The organism is Microbacterium sp. BH-3-3-3, assembly GCF_007679045.1.
Lineage (GTDB): Bacteria > Actinomycetota > Actinomycetes > Actinomycetales > Microbacteriaceae > Microbacterium > Microbacterium algihabitans.
In genome coordinates, this window is record NZ_VEFS01000002.1 from 353,912 (window position 1) to 369,971 (window position 16,060).

Annotated in this window: 18 protein-coding genes; 8 read left to right on the forward strand and 10 right to left on the reverse strand. The window is 72.2% G+C overall.

The annotated features are described in order from the left end of the window. Genes cydC through FS769_RS09490 form a run of 4 tightly spaced genes read right to left on the reverse strand, consistent with a single transcriptional unit; the run spans nt 1 to nt 5,895 of the window. The gene (gene cydC, locus FS769_RS09475) at nt 1-1,686 is read right to left on the reverse strand and encodes a thiol reductant ABC exporter subunit CydC (protein ID WP_144832804.1); all 1,686 of its coding nucleotides are present in this window, start codon (nt 1,684-1,686) and stop codon (nt 1-3) included. Next, nucleotides 1,683-3,404 carry a thiol reductant ABC exporter subunit CydD gene (gene cydD, locus FS769_RS09480; RefSeq protein WP_144832805.1) on the reverse strand — a complete coding sequence of 574 codons (1,722 nt, stop codon included), beginning with the start codon at nt 3,402-3,404 and terminating at the stop codon, nt 1,683-1,685. Before cydD ends, cydC begins: the two co-directional genes overlap by 4 nt. A gap of 10 nt (nt 3,405-3,414) precedes the next feature. Then, nucleotides 3,415-4,446, reverse strand: coding sequence for a cytochrome d ubiquinol oxidase subunit II (gene cydB / locus FS769_RS09485; protein ID WP_144832807.1), 1,032 nt, complete (start codon nt 4,444-4,446; stop codon nt 3,415-3,417). 9 nt (nt 4,447-4,455) lie between these two features. Beyond that, on the reverse strand, nt 4,456-5,895 hold the full coding sequence (locus tag FS769_RS09490) for a cytochrome ubiquinol oxidase subunit I (protein ID WP_144832808.1): 1,440 nt from the start codon (nt 5,893-5,895) through the stop codon (nt 4,456-4,458). A 156-nt stretch (nt 5,896-6,051) separates the two neighbouring features. Between FS769_RS09490 and FS769_RS09495 the strand changes: the two genes are divergently transcribed. Then, on the forward strand, nt 6,052-6,597 hold the full coding sequence (locus FS769_RS09495; RefSeq protein WP_144832810.1) for a PadR family transcriptional regulator: 546 nt from the start codon (nt 6,052-6,054) through the stop codon (nt 6,595-6,597). 98 nt (nt 6,598-6,695) lie between these two features. Further along, on the forward strand, nt 6,696-7,034 hold the full coding sequence (locus FS769_RS09500; RefSeq protein WP_144832812.1) for a hypothetical protein: 339 nt from the start codon (nt 6,696-6,698) through the stop codon (nt 7,032-7,034). 21 nt (nt 7,035-7,055) lie between these two features. On the opposite strand, the gene FS769_RS09505 is transcribed toward FS769_RS09500, so the two are convergent. After that, the gene (locus FS769_RS09505; RefSeq protein ID WP_144832813.1) at nt 7,056-7,385 is read right to left on the reverse strand and encodes a heavy-metal-associated domain-containing protein; all 330 of its coding nucleotides are present in this window, start codon (nt 7,383-7,385) and stop codon (nt 7,056-7,058) included. A 10-nt stretch (nt 7,386-7,395) separates the two neighbouring features. Next, nucleotides 7,396-7,677 (reverse strand): metal-sensitive transcriptional regulator, encoded by a 282-nt coding sequence (locus tag FS769_RS09510; protein ID WP_144832815.1) that lies wholly within the window; start codon nt 7,675-7,677, stop codon nt 7,396-7,398. A gap of 230 nt (nt 7,678-7,907) precedes the next feature. On the opposite strand from FS769_RS09510, the gene FS769_RS09515 reads away from it, so the two are divergent. Further along, entirely contained in the window at nt 7,908-8,270 is a 363-nt protein-coding gene (locus tag FS769_RS09515; protein WP_230705113.1) for a hypothetical protein, read from the forward strand. Here FS769_RS09515 and FS769_RS09520 read toward each other — a convergent pair. Further along, entirely contained in the window at nt 8,251-8,946 is a 696-nt protein-coding gene (locus FS769_RS09520; protein ID WP_144832817.1) for an ABC transporter ATP-binding protein, read from the reverse strand. The two genes, FS769_RS09515 and FS769_RS09520, sit on opposite strands and share 20 nt — an antisense overlap. Further along, nucleotides 8,943-10,004, reverse strand: coding sequence for an ABC transporter permease (locus tag FS769_RS09525; RefSeq protein ID WP_144832818.1), 1,062 nt, complete (start codon nt 10,002-10,004; stop codon nt 8,943-8,945). The genes FS769_RS09520 and FS769_RS09525 overlap by 4 nt, the downstream gene beginning before the upstream one ends. Nucleotides 10,005-10,150: 146 nt before the next feature. Here FS769_RS09525 and FS769_RS09530 point away from each other — a divergent pair, with 146 nt between their 5' ends. From FS769_RS09530 to gnd, 4 genes are all read left to right on the forward strand, one after another. Then, nucleotides 10,151-11,314 (forward strand): sensor histidine kinase, encoded by a 1,164-nt coding sequence (locus tag FS769_RS09530; RefSeq protein WP_144832820.1) that lies wholly within the window; start codon nt 10,151-10,153, stop codon nt 11,312-11,314. Then, nucleotides 11,311-11,931: a response regulator transcription factor gene (locus FS769_RS09535; protein WP_144832821.1), complete on the forward strand. Its 621-nt coding sequence runs from the start codon at nt 11,311-11,313 to the stop codon at nt 11,929-11,931. The genes FS769_RS09530 and FS769_RS09535 overlap by 4 nt, the downstream gene beginning before the upstream one ends. Nucleotides 11,932-11,965: 34 nt before the next feature. Continuing rightward, entirely contained in the window at nt 11,966-12,466 is a 501-nt protein-coding gene (locus FS769_RS09540) for a bifunctional nuclease family protein (RefSeq protein WP_144832823.1), read from the forward strand. Between the two features lie 85 nt (nt 12,467-12,551). Beyond that, nucleotides 12,552-13,613, forward strand: a complete 1,062-nt coding sequence (gene gnd / locus FS769_RS09545; protein WP_144832825.1) for a phosphogluconate dehydrogenase (NAD(+)-dependent, decarboxylating) — start codon at nt 12,552-12,554, stop codon at nt 13,611-13,613. 30 nt (nt 13,614-13,643) lie between these two features. Here the strand turns inward: gnd and FS769_RS09550 are convergent, their stop codons facing one another. Then, a complete protein-coding gene (locus FS769_RS09550) occupies nt 13,644-14,180 on the reverse strand; it encodes a hypothetical protein (RefSeq protein WP_144832827.1) in 537 nt (178 codons plus the stop codon). Between the two features lie 213 nt (nt 14,181-14,393). Here FS769_RS09550 and FS769_RS09555 point away from each other — a divergent pair, with 213 nt between their 5' ends. After that, the gene (locus FS769_RS09555) at nt 14,394-14,960 is read left to right on the forward strand and encodes a ribonuclease H (RefSeq protein WP_144832829.1); all 567 of its coding nucleotides are present in this window, start codon (nt 14,394-14,396) and stop codon (nt 14,958-14,960) included. A gap of 13 nt (nt 14,961-14,973) precedes the next feature. On the opposite strand, the gene FS769_RS09560 is transcribed toward FS769_RS09555, so the two are convergent. Continuing rightward, nucleotides 14,974-15,960: an NAD-dependent epimerase/dehydratase family protein gene (locus FS769_RS09560; protein ID WP_144832831.1), complete on the reverse strand. Its 987-nt coding sequence runs from the start codon at nt 15,958-15,960 to the stop codon at nt 14,974-14,976. Nucleotides 15,961-16,060: the final 100 nt, after the last annotated feature.

Consider the following 16,060-nt stretch of genomic DNA (forward strand, 5'->3'; position numbering starts at 1 on the left):
TCAGACGCCGACGACCCGCCCGCCCTCGAGCCGCACCTCGCGGTCGACCAGGCCCTCGGGCACCTCGACGTGCGAGACCAGCACCACGGCGCGTTCGCGCCCGACCGCACCGAGCAGATCGAGAAGAAGGGCATCGGATGCCGCGGGGTCGACGCCCGCGGTCGGCTCGTCGAGCACGAGCACCGGGAAGTCGCGCAGCAGCGCACGGGCGAGGGCGAGGCGCTGCGCCTGCCCGCCGGAGACGAGACCGCCGCGGTCGCCCACGCGGGCGTCGAGGCCCCCGCGCTCCCGCGTCCAGTCGGCGAGGCCGACCCGGTCGAGCACATCCCACAGATCGTCGTCGGTCGCGGTGTCGCGCGCGAACAGGAGGTTCTGGCGGACCGACTCGTCGAACAGGTACGGCGCCTGGTCGATCAGGCCGATCGTCTGTCGCAGGTCGTCGCCCGACAGCTCCCGCGCCTCGACGCCGCCGAGGCGGAACGACCCCTCGTAATCGAGGAAGCGCGCGAGCACGTGCGCGAGGGTCGTCTTGCCCGCGCCGCTGGGACCCGTCACGAGCACGGTCTCGCCGGGTGCCACGCGCAAAGAGACGTCGGTGAGCCGGCCCGCGTCGCCGTCGGTCTCGGCCCGGGAGGGCCAGTGCGCGCGGATGCCGTGCAGCTCGAGGCCCGCGCCGAGCGCCGGGGCCACGCCGGTCGGGGTCGACTCGTCGCGCGGCAGGCCCGCGGGAACGGTGTCGGGCACGGCCTCGGCGAGGCGTTCGACCGCGGCGCGCACCTGCCGCCACGACGCGAGGGCGAGGGGCACCGGGCCGAACACGTCGAACACGGCCATCGGCAGCAGCACGACGACCGCCAGGCCGGGGCCGGAGAGCGTGCCGGCGGTGACCCCCGACGCCGCGACGATCAGAGCGAGGAGCGAGGCGACACCCGCCAGCACCGACACCGCCCCCGCGGTGAGGCCCTGCGCGCCGCCGCGCCGCACGATCGCCCGGCGTAGCGCCGCATCGGCGTGCCGGACGCGCTCGCGCGCGGAATCGAGAGCCTCGTAGGCCGTGAGCACGTCGAGGTTCGCGAGCAGGTCGTGCACCGCGTCGGCGACGGCGGCGCGCAAGGGGGCGATCGAGCGTTCCGCCCGGGCTCCGGCGGCCCAGCCCACGGCGACGGCGACCGCGAAGGCCAGCGCGAGGCACAGCAGCAGCACGAGAGCGGCCGGCCACGACACGAACGCGGTGAAGACGACGGCGGCGAGGGCCGTGACTCCCGCGGTCACCAGCGGCAGCACCACGCGCAGGGGAAGGTTCTGCAGTTCTTCGACATCGTCGACCACGCTCGAGAGCAGACCGCCGCGGCGCGAGCGGGCGAGTCCGTCGGGGGCGAGGGGCACGAGATCGCGCACGAGGTCGGCGCGGACCCCGGCGAGCTGGTGCAGCGCCGCGTCGTGACCGGTGAGGCGCTCGAGATAGCGGAACACCCCGCGCGACAGCGCGAACGCGCGCACCCCGACGACGGCGACCGACAGGTACATCACGAGGGGCTGCTCGGCCGCCCGCGTGATGAGCCACGCGCTCGCCGCGATCAGCGCGACGGCGCTCGCCGCCGAACCGAAGCCCGACAGGAGGGCGGGTGCGAGGCGGCGCGGGGTCGGCAGGGCCGAGCGCAGGATGCCGCGGACGCGGTTGTTCATGAGCGCACCTCCGGATGGAGCGAGGTGAGTTTGTGGACGGTCCCGGTCCCTTCGACAGGCTCAGGGACCTCGGGGGGCGGCTCAGGGACCTGTCGGGCTGCGTCGCGCGGGGGCGAGAGCTCGATCACCCGATCCGCGATCGCGCGGGCGGACCGGCGGTGCGAGACCAGGAGCACGCCCCGGCCGGCATCGGCTTCGCGGCGCAGCGTGTCCCACAGGTGCGCCTCGGTGTCGGCATCCAGAGCGCTCGAGGGCTCGTCGAGCACGAGCACCGCTGCTCCGACGACCCGGCTGCGGTACAGGGCGCGCGCGACGGCGACGCGCTGCGCCTCGCCGCCCGACAGACCCGCGCCGCCCGCGCCGAGCGGCGTACCGGGAGCGATGTCGGCCGCCCCCGCGTCGGCCAGGGCGGCAGCGATCTCGGCGGGATCGGCGGGGGAGCCGAGCGCGACGTTCTCGGCGACGGTGCCCGACACGAGTCCCGGACGCTGGCCCGCCCAGGCGACGACGGCGCGGGCGTGCGGCACGGCGACCCCGTCGACGAGCACCCGGCCGTCGTGCTCCGCGTAGCCGAGCAGAGCGGCGATCAGCGACGACTTGCCCACGCCGCTCGGTCCCGCGATCAGCACCACCTCGCCCGGACCCGCCGAGAGCGAGACCGTCGGCAGGGCGTGGCCCTCGCGATGCACCCGCACGCCGTCGAGGGCCACCGTCGATCCGAGCGTCGAGGGCGCGGCATCCGGAGTCTGTCCTTCCCGCGCGGAGCGCGCGGCGTCGAGGGCGTTGAAGATCTCCTCGGTCGCGGCGACTCCCTCGGAGGCTGCGTGGAACTGCACGCCCACCTGACGCAGCGGCAGGTAGGCCTCGGGGGCCAGCAGCAGCACGAACAGCCCCACGAGCAGCGAGAGATCGCCGGCGAGCAGGCGGAAGCCGATGGTCACCGCGACGATCGCGACCGAGATCGAGGCCAGGAACTCCAGCGCGAACCCCGACAGGAACGACACGCGCAGCACCGTCATCGTCTCGCGCTTGTAGTCGCGCGTGATGGTCTCGATGGAGTCGGCCGCGCGGTGCTGGCGTCCGAAGGCCTTCAGCGCGCCGAGCCCCTCGACGGTGTCGGCGAAGCGCGCGGCAAGGCGGCCGAGCGTGCGGTACTGCCTCTGCTGCACGCCGCGGGTGGCGAGGCCGATGAGCACCATGAACACCGGGATGAGGGGGATCGTCAGCACGACGATGAGCCCCGACAGCGGGTCGGCGAGGGTCATGGTGCCGATGAGGATCGGCATGGTGATCGCGGTGGCCACCAGCTGCGGCAGGTAGCGGCCGAAGTACGCGTCCAGCGCCTCGAGACCGTGCCCCGCGGTCACGGCGAGGCCGGCGGCATTGCGGGCGCCGAGCCACCGCGGGCCGAGGCGCGTCACGGCCGAGACGAGGGCGTCGCGCAGCTGCAGCGAGGCGGCCGCGGCGCCGCGGGCCGACACCCGCTCGGAGGCGGCGATCAGCGCTCCGCGCAGCACCACGAGTGCGGTCGCCATTCCCACGAAACCCCACACCTCGCTCAGCGTGCGCCCCTCGATCACCCCGACGAGCGCGCTCGTGAGCGCCCAGGCGAAGCCCACGATGACCCCCGCCTGCGCGAGCACGATCGCCGCGGTCACGGCGAAGAAGCTCCGCGACGCGGTCGCGTACCGCAACAGGCGGGGGTCGACGGGTTTCATGGCGGGGGTCTCAGTGCGCGACGAGCGCGGCCTTCTCGATGCGGGCGCGGGTCACGCGCTTGCGGAACACCCAGTAGGTCCACCCCTGGTAGGCCAGGATCAGCGGCAGGAAGATCAGTGCCGCCCAGCTCATGATCGTGAGCGTGTAGTCGGTGCTCGAGGCGTTGTCGATCGTCAGGCTCGCGCCCCCCGCGAGGGTCGAGGGCATGACGTTGGGGAACAGCGCGAAGAAGAGCGCGGCGACGGCGGCGACGATCGTGACGGCCCCGAGGGTGAAGGCGGTTCCCTCCCGATCGCGCAGGTTCGCGACCCACGACCCGATGAGGGTGAGGGCGGCGACCCCGGCGAGGGCGACGACACCGAGCAGCAGGGGCGCCTCGGCGTTCGCGGCGTTGATGATGGTCCAGACCAGGAAGAGTGCGGCCAGCGCGATCGTCAGCAGGCCCGCCTTCTTCGCGAGCGCCCGTGCGTCGGCGCGAACCTGCCCGTCGGTCTTGAGGGCCACGAAGTAGACGCCGTGCAGGAAGAACAGGCTCAGGGTGGTGAGACCGCCCAGGATGCCGTACGGGTTGAGCAGCGTCAGCACGGTGCCGGCGTACTCGTGGTCGGCATCCAGCGGCACGCCCTGCACGATGTTCGCGAACGCGACTCCCCAGAGGAATGCGGGCACGGCCGAGCCGATGACGATCATGCGGTCGAACGACCGCTTCCATTTGAGCGAATCGCGCTGGTGGCGGTATTCGAAGGAGACGCCGCGGGCGATCAGAGCCATCAGGATCGCCAGCAGCGGCAGGTAGAACCCGCTGAAGAGCGTCGCGTACCACTCGGGGAACGACGCGAACAGCGCGGCGCCGGCCACGATGACCCACGTCTCGTTGAGGTCCCACACGGGACCGATGGTGTTGATGATCTGCCGACGGGCGATGTCGTCCTTGCCGAGGAAGGGGAGCGACATGCCGACGCCGAAGTCGAACCCGTCGAGCACGAAGTAGCCGACGAAGAGGAAGGCGACGATCCAGAACCAGAGCTGCGCGAGATCCATTTCCTGCTCCTAGTAGACCGTGGTGGGGGTGTTCTCGATGGAGTCGTCGTGCACGGCATCCGGATCCGGCAGGGGCTCGGGGCCCTTCTGCGCGAACTTGACGATGAGACCGAACTCGACGATCGCGAGGGTGAGGTAGACGAGGGTGAAGGCGACGAGCGAGATCAGCACGCTCCAGCCCGGCACGCTCGGCGAGACGCCGTCCTGCGTGAGCATGAGGCCGAACACGATCCAGGGCTGACGGCCCATCTCGGTGAACACCCATCCGACGAGGCTCGCGAGCATGGGCAGGGGAGCGGCCCAGATCGCGATGCGCCACATCCAGCCGGCGACGGGGCGCTTGGCGTTCTTGCGGGTGACCCACAGGCCCACGACGCTGACGAGCGCCGCGATGCCGCCGAGGGCGATCATCCAGCGGAACGCCCAGTAGGTGACCCACAGCACGGGGGCGAAGTTGCCGTCGACCTGGTCGGCGAACTGCGGGAACATCTGCTGGCTGTAGAGGGTGTTGAGGTCGTTGATGCCCTCGACGCAGCCGTCGAGCGAGTGCGTCGACAGGATGCTGAGCAGGAACGGCACGCGGATGCTGAACAGCTCGCTGGTTCCGTCGGGGGTGCCGAGCGTGAAGATCGAGAACGAGGCGTCCTGCCCGCAGACGGTGTTGAAGGTCGCTTCGGCCGCCGCCATCTTCATGGGCTGGGTCGCGACCATCACCAGGCTCAGCTGGTCGCCGACGATCGCGACGAGCACGAACGACACGAGCGTGCCCCACAGTCCGAAGCGGAGCGTCTTGCGCATCATGTCGGTGTTGCGCCCGCGTGCCATGTGCCAGGCCGAGACGGCGACGACGATCATGGCCGCGAACATCCAGCCGGCGAAGATCGTGTGCGGGAAGGCCGCGAGGGCCACCGGGTTGGTGAGCATCGCCCAGAAGTCGACGAGCTCGGCGCGGTGGCCGTCGGCCGACATCTGATAGCCCACCGGGTTCTGCATGAAGGCGTTCGCGGCGATGATGAAGTACGCCGAGAGGGTGGCGCCGATGGATGCCATCCAGATGCTGGCGAGGTGCGCGAGGCGGGGGAGTTTGTCCCACCCGAAGATCCACAGCCCGATGAAGGTCGCCTCGAGGAAGAAGGCGAGCAGGCCCTCGAAGGCGAGCGGGGCGCCGAAGACGTCGCCGACGAAGCGCGAGTAGGCCGACCAGTTCATGCCGAACTGGAACTCCTGCACGATGCCGGTGACCACGCCCATCGCGAAGTTGATCAGGAAGATCTTCCCGAAGAAGCGCGTGATGTGCAGCCACCGCACGTCTCCCGTGCGGTACCAGACGGTCTGGAAGATCGCCACGATGAGCGACATCCCCAGCGTCAGGGGCACGAAGAGGAAGTGGTACAGCGTCGTCAACCCGAACTGCCAGCGGGCGAGGGCGAGGGGGTCGAGCCACTCCATCAGGAGCCTCCGATCGAACCGGATTATGTGGTCAGACCACATGCTACGCCGCGCCGTCGGAGCGCCGAAGGGCGATGATTCGGCGTCGAACCACCTCCGCCGGTCTAGATTGGGGCTTACCGAGCAAGTCTTTTCCCGAACCCGTCCGGAGGCCGCATGTCGGTGCGTCAGAGCCTGCTCGCGATCCTCGATCGCGGCGCCTGCTACGGCTCGCAGCTGCGGGCCGAGTACGAGCGGCGCACGGGGGTCCGCGTGAACGTCGGCCAGGTGTACACCACGCTCGAGCGCCTCGAGCGCGACGGGCTGATCGAGAGCATCGGCGTCGACGACGAGGCCCACGTGCTCTGGCAGCCCACCGCCGCCGGTCGCGACGACGCGCGGTCCTGGCTCGCCGGTGCGTCGCTGGCCGAGGGGCGCGACGAGGTGGCGCTGAAGATCGCCCTCGCCGTCACTCTGCCGGGCGCCGACGTCGACGGCATCCTGTCGGCTCAGCGCGCGGCCGTGCGCGAGGCGCTCGCGCGGGTCGACGAGGAGGGGGCGGATGCCGTGCCGGCGGCCATCGTGCGCGCGGCGCGGCGGGCGCGGCTCGGGGCCGACCTGCGCTGGCTCGACGAGGTGGAGCAGCTCACGGTCGGAGCCGAGCCGTTCGGGTTGTCGGAGGAGCGTCCGCGGCGCGGTCGACCGGCCCGTTCCGCGGTCTGATCGCGGGTAACGCTGATCGTCGGATCCGTCAACCCCGGCGCGGGCCCGGGGTCTGCGGTGCACTGTGAGAGAACCCGAACGACCCAAGGAGTTCTCACATGGTCATGGAAGCACCGCTCAGTCGCTCGGGTTCTCTGAAAGCCGCCGCTCGCGCCGCCGCGAAGCTCGCCGCTCTCTCCGCACCGACGACCCCGACCGTGATCTCCCCGTCGCCGGTCGCGTCGTCCGCGCTCGAGACGATCACCGAGATCCCGTGGACGCGCATCGACCTCGATCTGTACGAGGTCGCCCGCGGCGGATACATCGTCGGATACGTCGAAGTGGTCGGGGCGGTCTTCGTCGCCCTCGGCGGTACGCGCTACGACCGCGCGGTGGAGGTGTCGCAACACCTCACGTTCCACGCGGCCGTCGACGTGCTCGTGCGCCGCGGCGCCTGACCGCGGTTCGCCGAGCCGGTCTCACCGGGCGAGCGTGTAGCCCGCCTCGTCGATCGCACCCGCGAGGGCGGTCTCGTCGGCCGCTCCGGTGGAGGCGATGCGCACGATCGAGGCTCCTCCGACGTGCAGCTCGACGTCGAGGACCTCGACGCCGTCGAGGGCGCTGAGCTCCTCGGTCACCGCGCGCACGCAGTGGTCGCAGGTCATGCCCTCGACGCGGAGTTCGTCGGTCGCGGGGCGGGAAGAGGGTGCGGATGCCGCGGCGCCATGGCCGCAGCCGCACGCGTCGCCGCAGCCGCCCGAGGTCGGGGTGGAGGCGCTCAGGCCGAGTTCGATGCGCTGCTCTGTCATGGGGGACTCCTTACGATCGGACCAGGCGGGCGATCGCCTGGTTGGCTTCTTTGAGCTTCTCTTCGGCGACGGGTCCGCCCTGAGCGGCCGCCTCGGCGACGCAGTGCGAGAGATGGTCGTCGAGCAGTGAGAGGGCGACGTTCTCGAGGGCTTTGGTCACGGCCGACACCTGGGTGAGGATGTCGATGCAGTACTTGTCGTCGTCGACCATGCGGGCGATGCCGCGCACCTGGCCCTCGGCGCGGCGGAGGCGCTTGAGCAGGTCGTCCTTGTGGCCCTCGTATCCGTGCATGGTCCCAGCATACCCCCGAGGGGTATGACTAGCACCGTCTCCCGTCCTGTCAACCCCCTCGGCCGGAGGCGTCTCCTGACGGATCGTCGAATCATCAGGAGGTCGACATGTTCGCTCGTCGTACCGGTGGTGGTCTGCGATGACCACCGAGCCCTTCCCCACCGGCCCCCATCGCCCCGTTCGCATCCCGGCGATGCCCCCGCTGCGCTCGCAGCGGAGACAATCGAAGGATGACGAGAACGCTGGCGGCACTCCCGGGCGCCGCCCGGAGACTCTGCCTCAGTCGAAGAAACGGCGAGATCTGCACCCGTGAGAATGGCCACCGCGGGCTGCACCACCGCAAAGGCGGACGCCTGCTGTGGAACGACCTCCAGGCCGACCCGCCCGCGTGCAGCGGAGCGGGGACCGAGGCTGAACCCGCGCCGACACTCGACGACGGCTTCCCCGACGGTCGGGCTGTCTGCCCCGTCTGCTGGGCGTTCGTCGAACTGACCGCTGAGGGCACGCTGTCGGCGCACGACTCGTGGCGAGGCGACGAGTCGCGCGCCGAAGCGGATCACCGACGCGACTGGTTCAACGCGTTCGGGTGGTGACCAGCGCCGCGCGCCCGTCGACCACCTCCACGGTCTCGTCGAGCACCTCGCGGTGCACGAGGTCGTGCGTGACGAGCAGGGTGGCCGTCTGCCGCTCGTGCGTCAGCCGCGCAAGCAGGCCCATGATCTCGGCTCCGCGTGCGGTGTCGAGGGCGCTGGTGGGTTCGTCGACCAGCAGCACCGAGGGCTCGTGCACGAGGGCACGGGCGATCGCCACGCGTTGACGTTGCCCGCCCGATAGCTGCGCCGGGCGGCGATCGGCGACGGCGGCGAGCCCCACGGCATCCAGCAGCTCGTCGACGCGACCGCGGACGAGGGCGCGACGCTCGCGCCGACCGGAGCCGCCGAGCTCTGCCATCACCCGCAGCTGCTCCCGCGCGGTGAGGGCGGGGAGCAACTGCGGCTGCTGGAACACGATGCCGATGCTCTCGCGGCGCAGCGTCGTGGCCTGCGAGCGACTTAGCCGCGTGGCATCCGTTCCCGCGATCATCACGCGGCCGGAGTCGGGCCGCACGAGGGTCGCCGCCAGCGCGAGCAGGCTCGATTTGCCCGAGCCCGACGGGCCGGTGATGCCGGTGAGCACCCCGGACCGCCCCTCGAGGGTGACGCGGTCGACCGCGGTGACGCGGGCGTCGCCGTCGGGGTAGGTGAGGGTGACGTCGTCGAGCAGGATCATCGGGTGCTCCCCAGAGCAGTGAGAGGGTCGGACGAGGTGACGGTGCGCAGCGACACGGCCGCGCCGGCGAGGCCGAGCGCGATCATGATGGCGGCGGGCGCGAGGGTGGTCAGGGGGTTCAGCACGAACGGCAACGCGCCCCCGGCCAGCGCTCCGAGCAGGGCGGTCAAGCCGATCCCGACGCCGACGCCGAGCACCAGCACGACCAGGGCCTGCCCCAGGGCGTCGCGCACGAGGGCCGGGGTGCTGGCACCGAGCGCCTTCAGCACGGCGACGTCGCCGGCGCGCTGCATGCTCCACACGGTGAAGAACGCCCCCACCACCAGTGCCGAGACGCCGAACAGCATCGCGATCATGAGCGCGAGCGAGCCGATCTCGGAGCGGAACGTAGGCAGCGCCGTGAGGCTCGAGAACGGGGCGGATGCCGTGGTGCCGGTCTCGGCGGCGACCTCATCCCACGCGGGAGTGCCGGTGACGGCCAGCACCGTCGCCGCGCCCGTGCCGCCGAGCCGCTCGTCGAGGGCGCGCCACGCCCCGGGAGTCAGGGCGAGTACCGGCGTGTGGCTGTACGACAGGTCGGCGCCGATCGACGACACGCGGAAGGCGGCTCCGGCGAGGGTGACGGTGTCGCCGACCCCGGCTCCGAGAGCCGTCGCCGCGGCGGACGACAGGCCCACCTCGTCGTCGCCCGCCGCGCTCACGCCGAACGCGGGAGAGTCGAGCCCGAACAGGGCGACTCCCGCCGAGCCTCCGGGGCCCTCCGCTCGCGCCTGCGAGATGCCGACCGCGGTGACGCTCTCAACGCCCGGTGCCGCCCGCCACGCGGCGACGGTGGAGTCGTCGATCGCCGACTCGGCGAACGTGGCCGCGGCGTCGGCGGTGGGCTGCAGTACGAGCCGGTCGCCGGGCAGGGCGAGCACCGCCGAGACGTTCTGCGCGGCGAGACCGCCGGTCAGGCCGGAGAGAAAGCCGACCAAGAGGGTGATGAGGGCGACGACCGCCCCGATGAGGGCGAACCGCCCGCGGGCGAACCGCAGATCGCGCCATGCGACGTACACGTCGCCTCCTTCCGCCGGCGGATCTCACCGGTACCCCTCCAGCGTGGTCAGCGGACGCGTCCGCGTCATCGGGGCAACGGGCGAACCCGCTCTCCACCTTTCGGATGATCCGTCGGGGGCGCGGCTTCCGTAGCCTGGACACCGACATGCCGCACCGCACCCTCGCCCCCGTCTTCGCGGGCCTGCGCGTCGGCCTGCACGTTCTGTTCTGCGGGCTGCTCGCGCTGGTCGTGGTGCGCGTGCTCGTGACGAACGGCTCCCTCGTGGCGCTGGTGCTCGCCGGTGTCCTCGGCCTCGTCTATCTCTCGGGCCTCGTCGTCGCCCGGACGCGACGCCGCGCGTGGGGCATCGTGTGGATCGTGGCGCTGACGCTCGTGTGGGCGGCGCTGGTGTGGCTGGTGCCCGAGGCGGCCTATCTCGTCTTCCCGCTGTTCTTCCTGTACCTGCACCTGTTGCCGCGAGGGGTGGGACCGATCGCCGTGGTGCTGACCACGGCGCTGACCATCGTGGCGTTCGCGGTGCACGGCGGTCTGAGCGTCGGGGGCGTCGTGGGACCGATCGTGGGCGCCGGGGTGGCCCTGCTGATCGGACTGGGCTACTCGGCGCTCGAGAAGCGGGCGGCCGAGCGCGAGGCCCTGATGGCCGAGCTGTTGGCCACCCGCGACCGCCTCGCCGCCGCCGAACGCGAGCAGGGCACCCTCGCCGAGCGTTCGCGCCTCGCCCGCGAACTGCACGACACCGTCGCGCAGGGGCTGTCGAGCATCCAGATGCTGCTGCACGCGGCGGAGCGGGCGGATGCCACGGGCCCCGGCATCGCCCACGTGCGCCTCGCGCGCCAGACCGCGGCCGACGGCCTGGCCGAGACCCGTCGGTTCATCCGGGAGCTGGCGCCCCCGAGCCTCGATCGCGGGCTCGCGTCGGCGCTCGAACGCCTCGCCACCGGGTGGGGGAGCCGAGAGGGCGTGGAGGTCGACCTCGACCTCGATGCGGAGGTGTCGCTGCCGATGGACGCGCAGACCGCTCTGCTGCGCATCGCGCAGGGGGCGCTCGCGAACGTCGGACAGCACGCGCGGGCCCACCGCGTCGGCATCCTGCTGGCGTCCGTCGAAGAGGGCGTACGGCTGACCGTGACCGACGACGGCATGGGGTTCGATATCGAGCGGGCGGAGTCCACGGCATCCGCCACCGATTCCTTCGGGCTGCGCGCCATGCGCGAGCGGGTCGACCAGCTCGACGGGCGCATCCAGGTCGACAGCGCCCCTCGCGCTGGCACGACTCTCACCGTGACCCTGCCGGTGGGGGCGTCGTGATCCGCGTCGTCATCGCCGACGATCACCCCGTCGTGCGCGCCGGGGTCCGGGCCCTGCTCGACGCCGAGCCCGACATCGCCGTGGTGGGCGAGGCCTCGACCCCCGACGAGGCGGTCGCGCTCGCCGCCGACCTCGCCCCGGAACTCGTGTTGATGGACCTGCAGTTCGGCGACCGGGCCGCGGGAGCCGACGCCACCCGCCGCGTGCGTGCGCTCGCCGCCCCGCCCTACGTGCTGGTGCTGACCAACTACGACACCGACGGCGACATCCTGGGCGCGGTCGAGGCGGGCGCCAGCGGATACCTGCTCAAAGACGCGCCGCCGCACGAGCTGCTCGCCGGCGTGCGCGCCGCCGCTGCCGGGCAGAGCGCCCTGGCCCCGGCCATCGCGGGGCGCCTGCTCGCGCGCCTGCGCGAACCGCGGGTGACGCTGTCGGTCCGCGAGATCGAGGTGCTGCGCCTCGTGTCGCGCGGGGCGTCGAACGCCGACGTCGCGCGGCGCCTGCACATCACCGACGCCACGGTGAAGTCGCACCTCGCGCACGTCTTCTCCAAGCTCGGCGTGACCTCCCGCACCGCGGCGGTGTCGGCGGCCCGATCGCTCGGCATCCTGCGCTGACGACCGACCACCGCGTGCCCGTACGATGGGCCCCATGATCCGGGTGCGCGTGGTCGGGGTGGCGCTCGATCCCGCCCAGCAGCACGTGATCCTGCTCAAGCCCGTCGACGTCGAGAGCCACGGCGACCGCGTCCTGCCCGTGTGGATCGGTCCGCAGGAGGCGATGTCGATCCTGGTCGCGATCGAGGGCTCGGGGTCGCCGCGGCCGCTCGCGCACGACCTGATGACCGCGATGCTCGGCGAGCTGTCGGCCTCGGTCGACCGGGTCGAGGTGACGCACCTCGACGAGGGCACGTTCCACGCGCGGGTCGTGCTGAACACCCCGGTCGGCCCCCGCACCTTCGACGCGCGACCCTCGGATGCCATCGCCCTGGCCGCCCGCGCCGATGCGGCGATCCTCGTGGCCGAGGCGGTCTTCGCCGAGGCCGGGGTACCCGACGAGGCGGTCGAGCTCGAGGCCGCGGCCGACGAGGATCGGGTCGAGGAGTTCCGTCGCTTCCTCGACGACGTCGATCCCGAGGATTTCCAGGGCTAGCACCGATGCCCGGGGCCCTCGGGCGCTCCTAGACTCGCGGAGGGGCCGCTCGCGGCGGCCGTGATCCACGACGAACGGGGTACCAATGCAACTCGCCATGGTCGGACTCGGACGAATGGGCGCCAACATCGTCCGCAGGCTCATGAGAGACGGTCACGACTGCGTCGTGTTCGACGTGAACCAGGACGCCGTGCAGGCCCTCGTGGCCGAAGGGGCCACGGGAGCGACCAGCATCGCCGACCTGTCCTCGAAGCTCGAGAAGCCGCGCGCGATCTGGCTCATGATCCCCGCCGGCCTCACCGGCACCGTCGTCGACGAGGTGGCCGCGGTGCTCGAGCCGGGCGACATCATCATCGACGGCGGCAACTCCAACTACCGCGACGACGTGCGCCGCGCGAAGAAGCTCGACGACAGCGGCATCCACTACGTCGACGTCGGCACCAGCGGCGGGGTCTTCGGTCTCGAGCGCGGCTACTGCCTCATGGTCGGCGGCCACGACGAAGCCGTCGCCCACCTCGAGCCGGTGCTGCGCACGATCGCCCCGGGCCCCGGCGAGGTCGAGCGCACACCCGGCCGCACCGGCGACTACTCGACCGAGGAGCGCGGCTACCTGCACTGCGGTCCGTCGGGCTCGGGACACTTCGTGAAGATGGTGCACAACGGCATCGAGTACGGCATCATGGCCGCGCTCGCCGAGGGACTGAACGTGCTCAACAGCGCCGACGCGGGCCTGCACCAGGGCGAGCACTCCGCCGAGGTCGCCCCGCTGGAGGAGCCCGAGTTCTACCAGTTCGACATCGACACCGCGCGGGTCACGGAGCTGTGGCGTCGCGGGTCGGTCATCTCGTCGTGGCTGCTCGACCTCACCGCCGCCGCCCTCTCGCAGAACCCCACGCTCGACGGCCTCGCCGGTCGCGTGTCGGACTCGGGTGAGGGTCGATGGACGGTGAAGGCCGCCGTCGACACCGGCGTGCCCGTGCCCGTGCTGGCGGCGTCGCTGTTCGAGCGTTTCGCCTCGCGCGGTGAGGACCACTTCGCCAACCAGGTGCTCTCGGCGATGCGTCTGCAGTTCGGCGGCCACCAGGAGCTGCCCGCGGGCGACGTGCTCGAAGCCGGCCAGAAGAAGGCCGAGAGCGGTCGCGACTGACGAGCGGCCCCGGCGCGGGTCGGGGCGGCGTCAGCGCTCGAGCAGGATCTGACAGATGAAGAGGCCCCCGCCGTCGTTCCACACCTCGACGGCGGGGGCCTCGCACGTGCCGTCTTCGGCGGTGAGCAGGTGGATGCCGGCGTCGTCGACGATCGCGTAGGGCCCGACCGTGCCGCGCACGGGCGCCGAAACCCCCTCGGGGAGGGGACCGGTCGTCGCCAGCGCCTGCATCAGCGGGGCGCTGGCCTCTTCGGTGTAGAAGGTGTTGCCGTCGTAGTCGCGGCAGTTGGGGGTGCCTCCCGCGCCGACCGGGAAGCCGGTGCCGAGGCAGTAACCGCCGGCGGCGACGTCGGGCAGGCCGCTGTTCGCGTCGCGGTAGGTCTCGAAGACCTGCTGCCATTGCACGAGCTTGTCGGTCGCGGCGGCGTTGGGCGTCGTCTGTCCTGCCGTCAGCAGCCACACGAGGAACGCGATGGCGCCGAGGATGATCACCCCACCCGTCGCGAGCGCGACGACCGCGGCGGGGTGGAGGCGGGCGCGGGTCGGGGCGGGGGACGACGTCGACATGGCGGGACGCTTTCTCGAGGGGTGCGCAAGACGCGAGAGCGGGTCGCGCCAGATTCACACGGGCGCGCGGCGCACAGAGCGCGCCGTCGCCCGTCGTCCCGGCGAGCCCCTCTCGCGTTCACCCGCCGTTTCGCACGCGTGTGATGGGGTGCTCACCATGCGGGCCGGATCCCACGGGTGAAGGCGCTCCCTCGGGCAGGGGAGACTAGAGGGATGAGCAGTTCCTCCGCGACCGCGCCCTCCGACCGATACGTCGTCGCCACCGACGGCGCCTGCAAGGGCAATCCGGGGCCGGCGGGCTGGGCGTGGGTCGGCGAAGACGGGCACTGGGCCGCGGGCTCGATCCCCGAGGGCACGAACAACATCGGCGAACTGCTGGGTCTCCTGCACGCGATCACCGACCACCCCGACGTGCGCGAACTCGTCGTGCAGGCCGACTCGAAGTACGCCATCGACACGTATTCGAAGTGGATGGACGGCCACCGCCGCCGCGGCTGGGTCACGAGCGCGAAGAAGCCGGTCGCCAACCAGGGCATCCTCGAGGCGCTCATCGCCGCGCGCGACGCCCGTCGGGCCGCGGGGCTCCCCGACGTGGTGCTCGAGCACGTGCGCGGACACTCCGGCCACGTGCTGAACTCGTGGGCCGACGAGCGCGCGGTGCGGGCCTCGCAGCACGCCGCGAAGGGCGAAGAACTGATCTGGACGTCGTTGCGCGGCCTCGACCGACTCGAGGTGGCCTCGGCCCCGCCGCGGTCGGCAGCGGATCGCAACGGTCGCTGACCCGCGCGCAGCGCTAGCCCGCGAGCACCTCGGCCTCTTCTGCGGGGGTCAGTCCGGCGCGTCTCGGGCGATCGATTCCGCGCGCGCGTTCGTCGTCGAGCGTGCGACGCATCGTCTCGGCGAGCGGTCGTCGACGACCCCCGGATGCCACGAAGGCGGCGTCGCTGCGCCGCGAGAAGCCCCGCGCCTCGGCGGGGAGCCACAACGGCAGCGACCGCGGCCCGGCCCAGTACTGCACCCCGCGCGCCGAGAGGGTGTCGTCGTCGAGCGGCACGCTCTCGGTGACCGGCGCATCGGCGTGCCCCCGGGCGGTGTCGCCCCCGGCGGCGTCGCGAGCGGCGGCGAGCACCGCGGCGAGCGGCAGCTCTTCGCCGACCGCGTTGATCGGCCACGTCACTCCCGTGCGCCCGGCGAGCTCGATCCACGCGGCGAGGTCGTCGACGTCGATGCCCTGCACGTGCCGACCGGCGGTCGCGGGCACGAGCACGCGGCCTCCGCGGGCGAACCGAGCCGGCCAGTAACCGTAGCGGTCGCTCGGGTCGCCCGGACCGACGATCAGTCCAGCCCGGGCGAGCAGAGCCCGATCGGGCAGTCGCGCCGCGGTGAGCCGTTCGGTGTGCACCTTGGCATCCGGATACGCCGTCAGATCCCGCGGCTCGACGAGATCGGCGCTTTCGTCGGCGAAGGGGACGTCGGAGTGGGCGTACACCGAGACGCTCGACACGAGCGTCCAGTGCGCGGCGCGGTCGGCCAGGGCCTCGAGGGCGGATGCCACGAACCCGGCGTCCCACGAGAGCTCGACGACCTCGTCCCAGTCGTGCCGCACGTCGGCGTAAGCGTGGGGGTCGTCGCGGTCGGCGCGCACGAGCCGCGCACCCGGCGCGGGGTCGCCGGAGTCGCCGCGGGCGAGGCACGTGACCTCGGCGCCGTGCGCGAGGGCATGAGCGGCGATGGCACGGCCCAGCCACGCTGTTCCGCCGAGGATGAGGACGCGTCGCATGCCGGCCAGCCAACCACCGTCGCGTGGCGGACGCGAGGGTGTTCGCGCGTGGCGGAGGCGAGGGTGCTGGCGAGCGGGTGTTCGCGCGGATGCGCCGCCG

Bases quoted from the DNA above. Each gene is read 5' to 3' on its own strand.
- cydC (WP_144832804.1), bottom strand. From the start codon at position 1,686: ATGAACAACCGCGTCCGCGGCATCCTGCGCTCGGCCCTGCCGACCCCG.
- cydB (WP_144832807.1), bottom strand. From the start codon at position 4,446: ATGGATCTCGCGCAGCTCTGGTTCTGGATCGTCGCCTTCCTCTTCGTC.
- FS769_RS09500 (WP_144832812.1), top strand. From the start codon at position 6,696: ATGGTCATGGAAGCACCGCTCAGTCGCTCGGGTTCTCTGAAAGCCGCC.
- FS769_RS09505 (WP_144832813.1), bottom strand. From the start codon at position 7,385: ATGACAGAGCAGCGCATCGAACTCGGCCTGAGCGCCTCCACCCCGACC.
- FS769_RS09560 (WP_144832831.1), bottom strand. From the start codon at position 15,960: ATGCGACGCGTCCTCATCCTCGGCGGAACAGCGTGGCTGGGCCGTGCC.
- FS769_RS09555 (WP_144832829.1), top strand. From the start codon at position 14,394: ATGAGCAGTTCCTCCGCGACCGCGCCCTCCGACCGATACGTCGTCGCC.
- FS769_RS09495 (WP_144832810.1), top strand. From the start codon at position 6,052: ATGTCGGTGCGTCAGAGCCTGCTCGCGATCCTCGATCGCGGCGCCTGC.
- FS769_RS09550 (WP_144832827.1), bottom strand. From the start codon at position 14,180: ATGTCGACGTCGTCCCCCGCCCCGACCCGCGCCCGCCTCCACCCCGCC.
- FS769_RS09530 (WP_144832820.1), top strand. From the start codon at position 10,151: ATGCCGCACCGCACCCTCGCCCCCGTCTTCGCGGGCCTGCGCGTCGGC.
- FS769_RS09490 (WP_144832808.1), bottom strand. From the start codon at position 5,895: ATGGAGTGGCTCGACCCCCTCGCCCTCGCCCGCTGGCAGTTCGGGTTG.
- gnd (WP_144832825.1), top strand. From the start codon at position 12,552: ATGCAACTCGCCATGGTCGGACTCGGACGAATGGGCGCCAACATCGTC.
- FS769_RS09510 (WP_144832815.1), bottom strand. From the start codon at position 7,677: ATGCACGGATACGAGGGCCACAAGGACGACCTGCTCAAGCGCCTCCGC.
- FS769_RS09540 (WP_144832823.1), top strand. From the start codon at position 11,966: ATGATCCGGGTGCGCGTGGTCGGGGTGGCGCTCGATCCCGCCCAGCAG.
- FS769_RS09515 (WP_230705113.1), top strand. From the start codon at position 7,908: ATGACGAGAACGCTGGCGGCACTCCCGGGCGCCGCCCGGAGACTCTGC.
- cydD (WP_144832805.1), bottom strand. From the start codon at position 3,404: ATGAAACCCGTCGACCCCCGCCTGTTGCGGTACGCGACCGCGTCGCGG.
- FS769_RS09520 (WP_144832817.1), bottom strand. From the start codon at position 8,946: ATGATCCTGCTCGACGACGTCACCCTCACCTACCCCGACGGCGACGCC.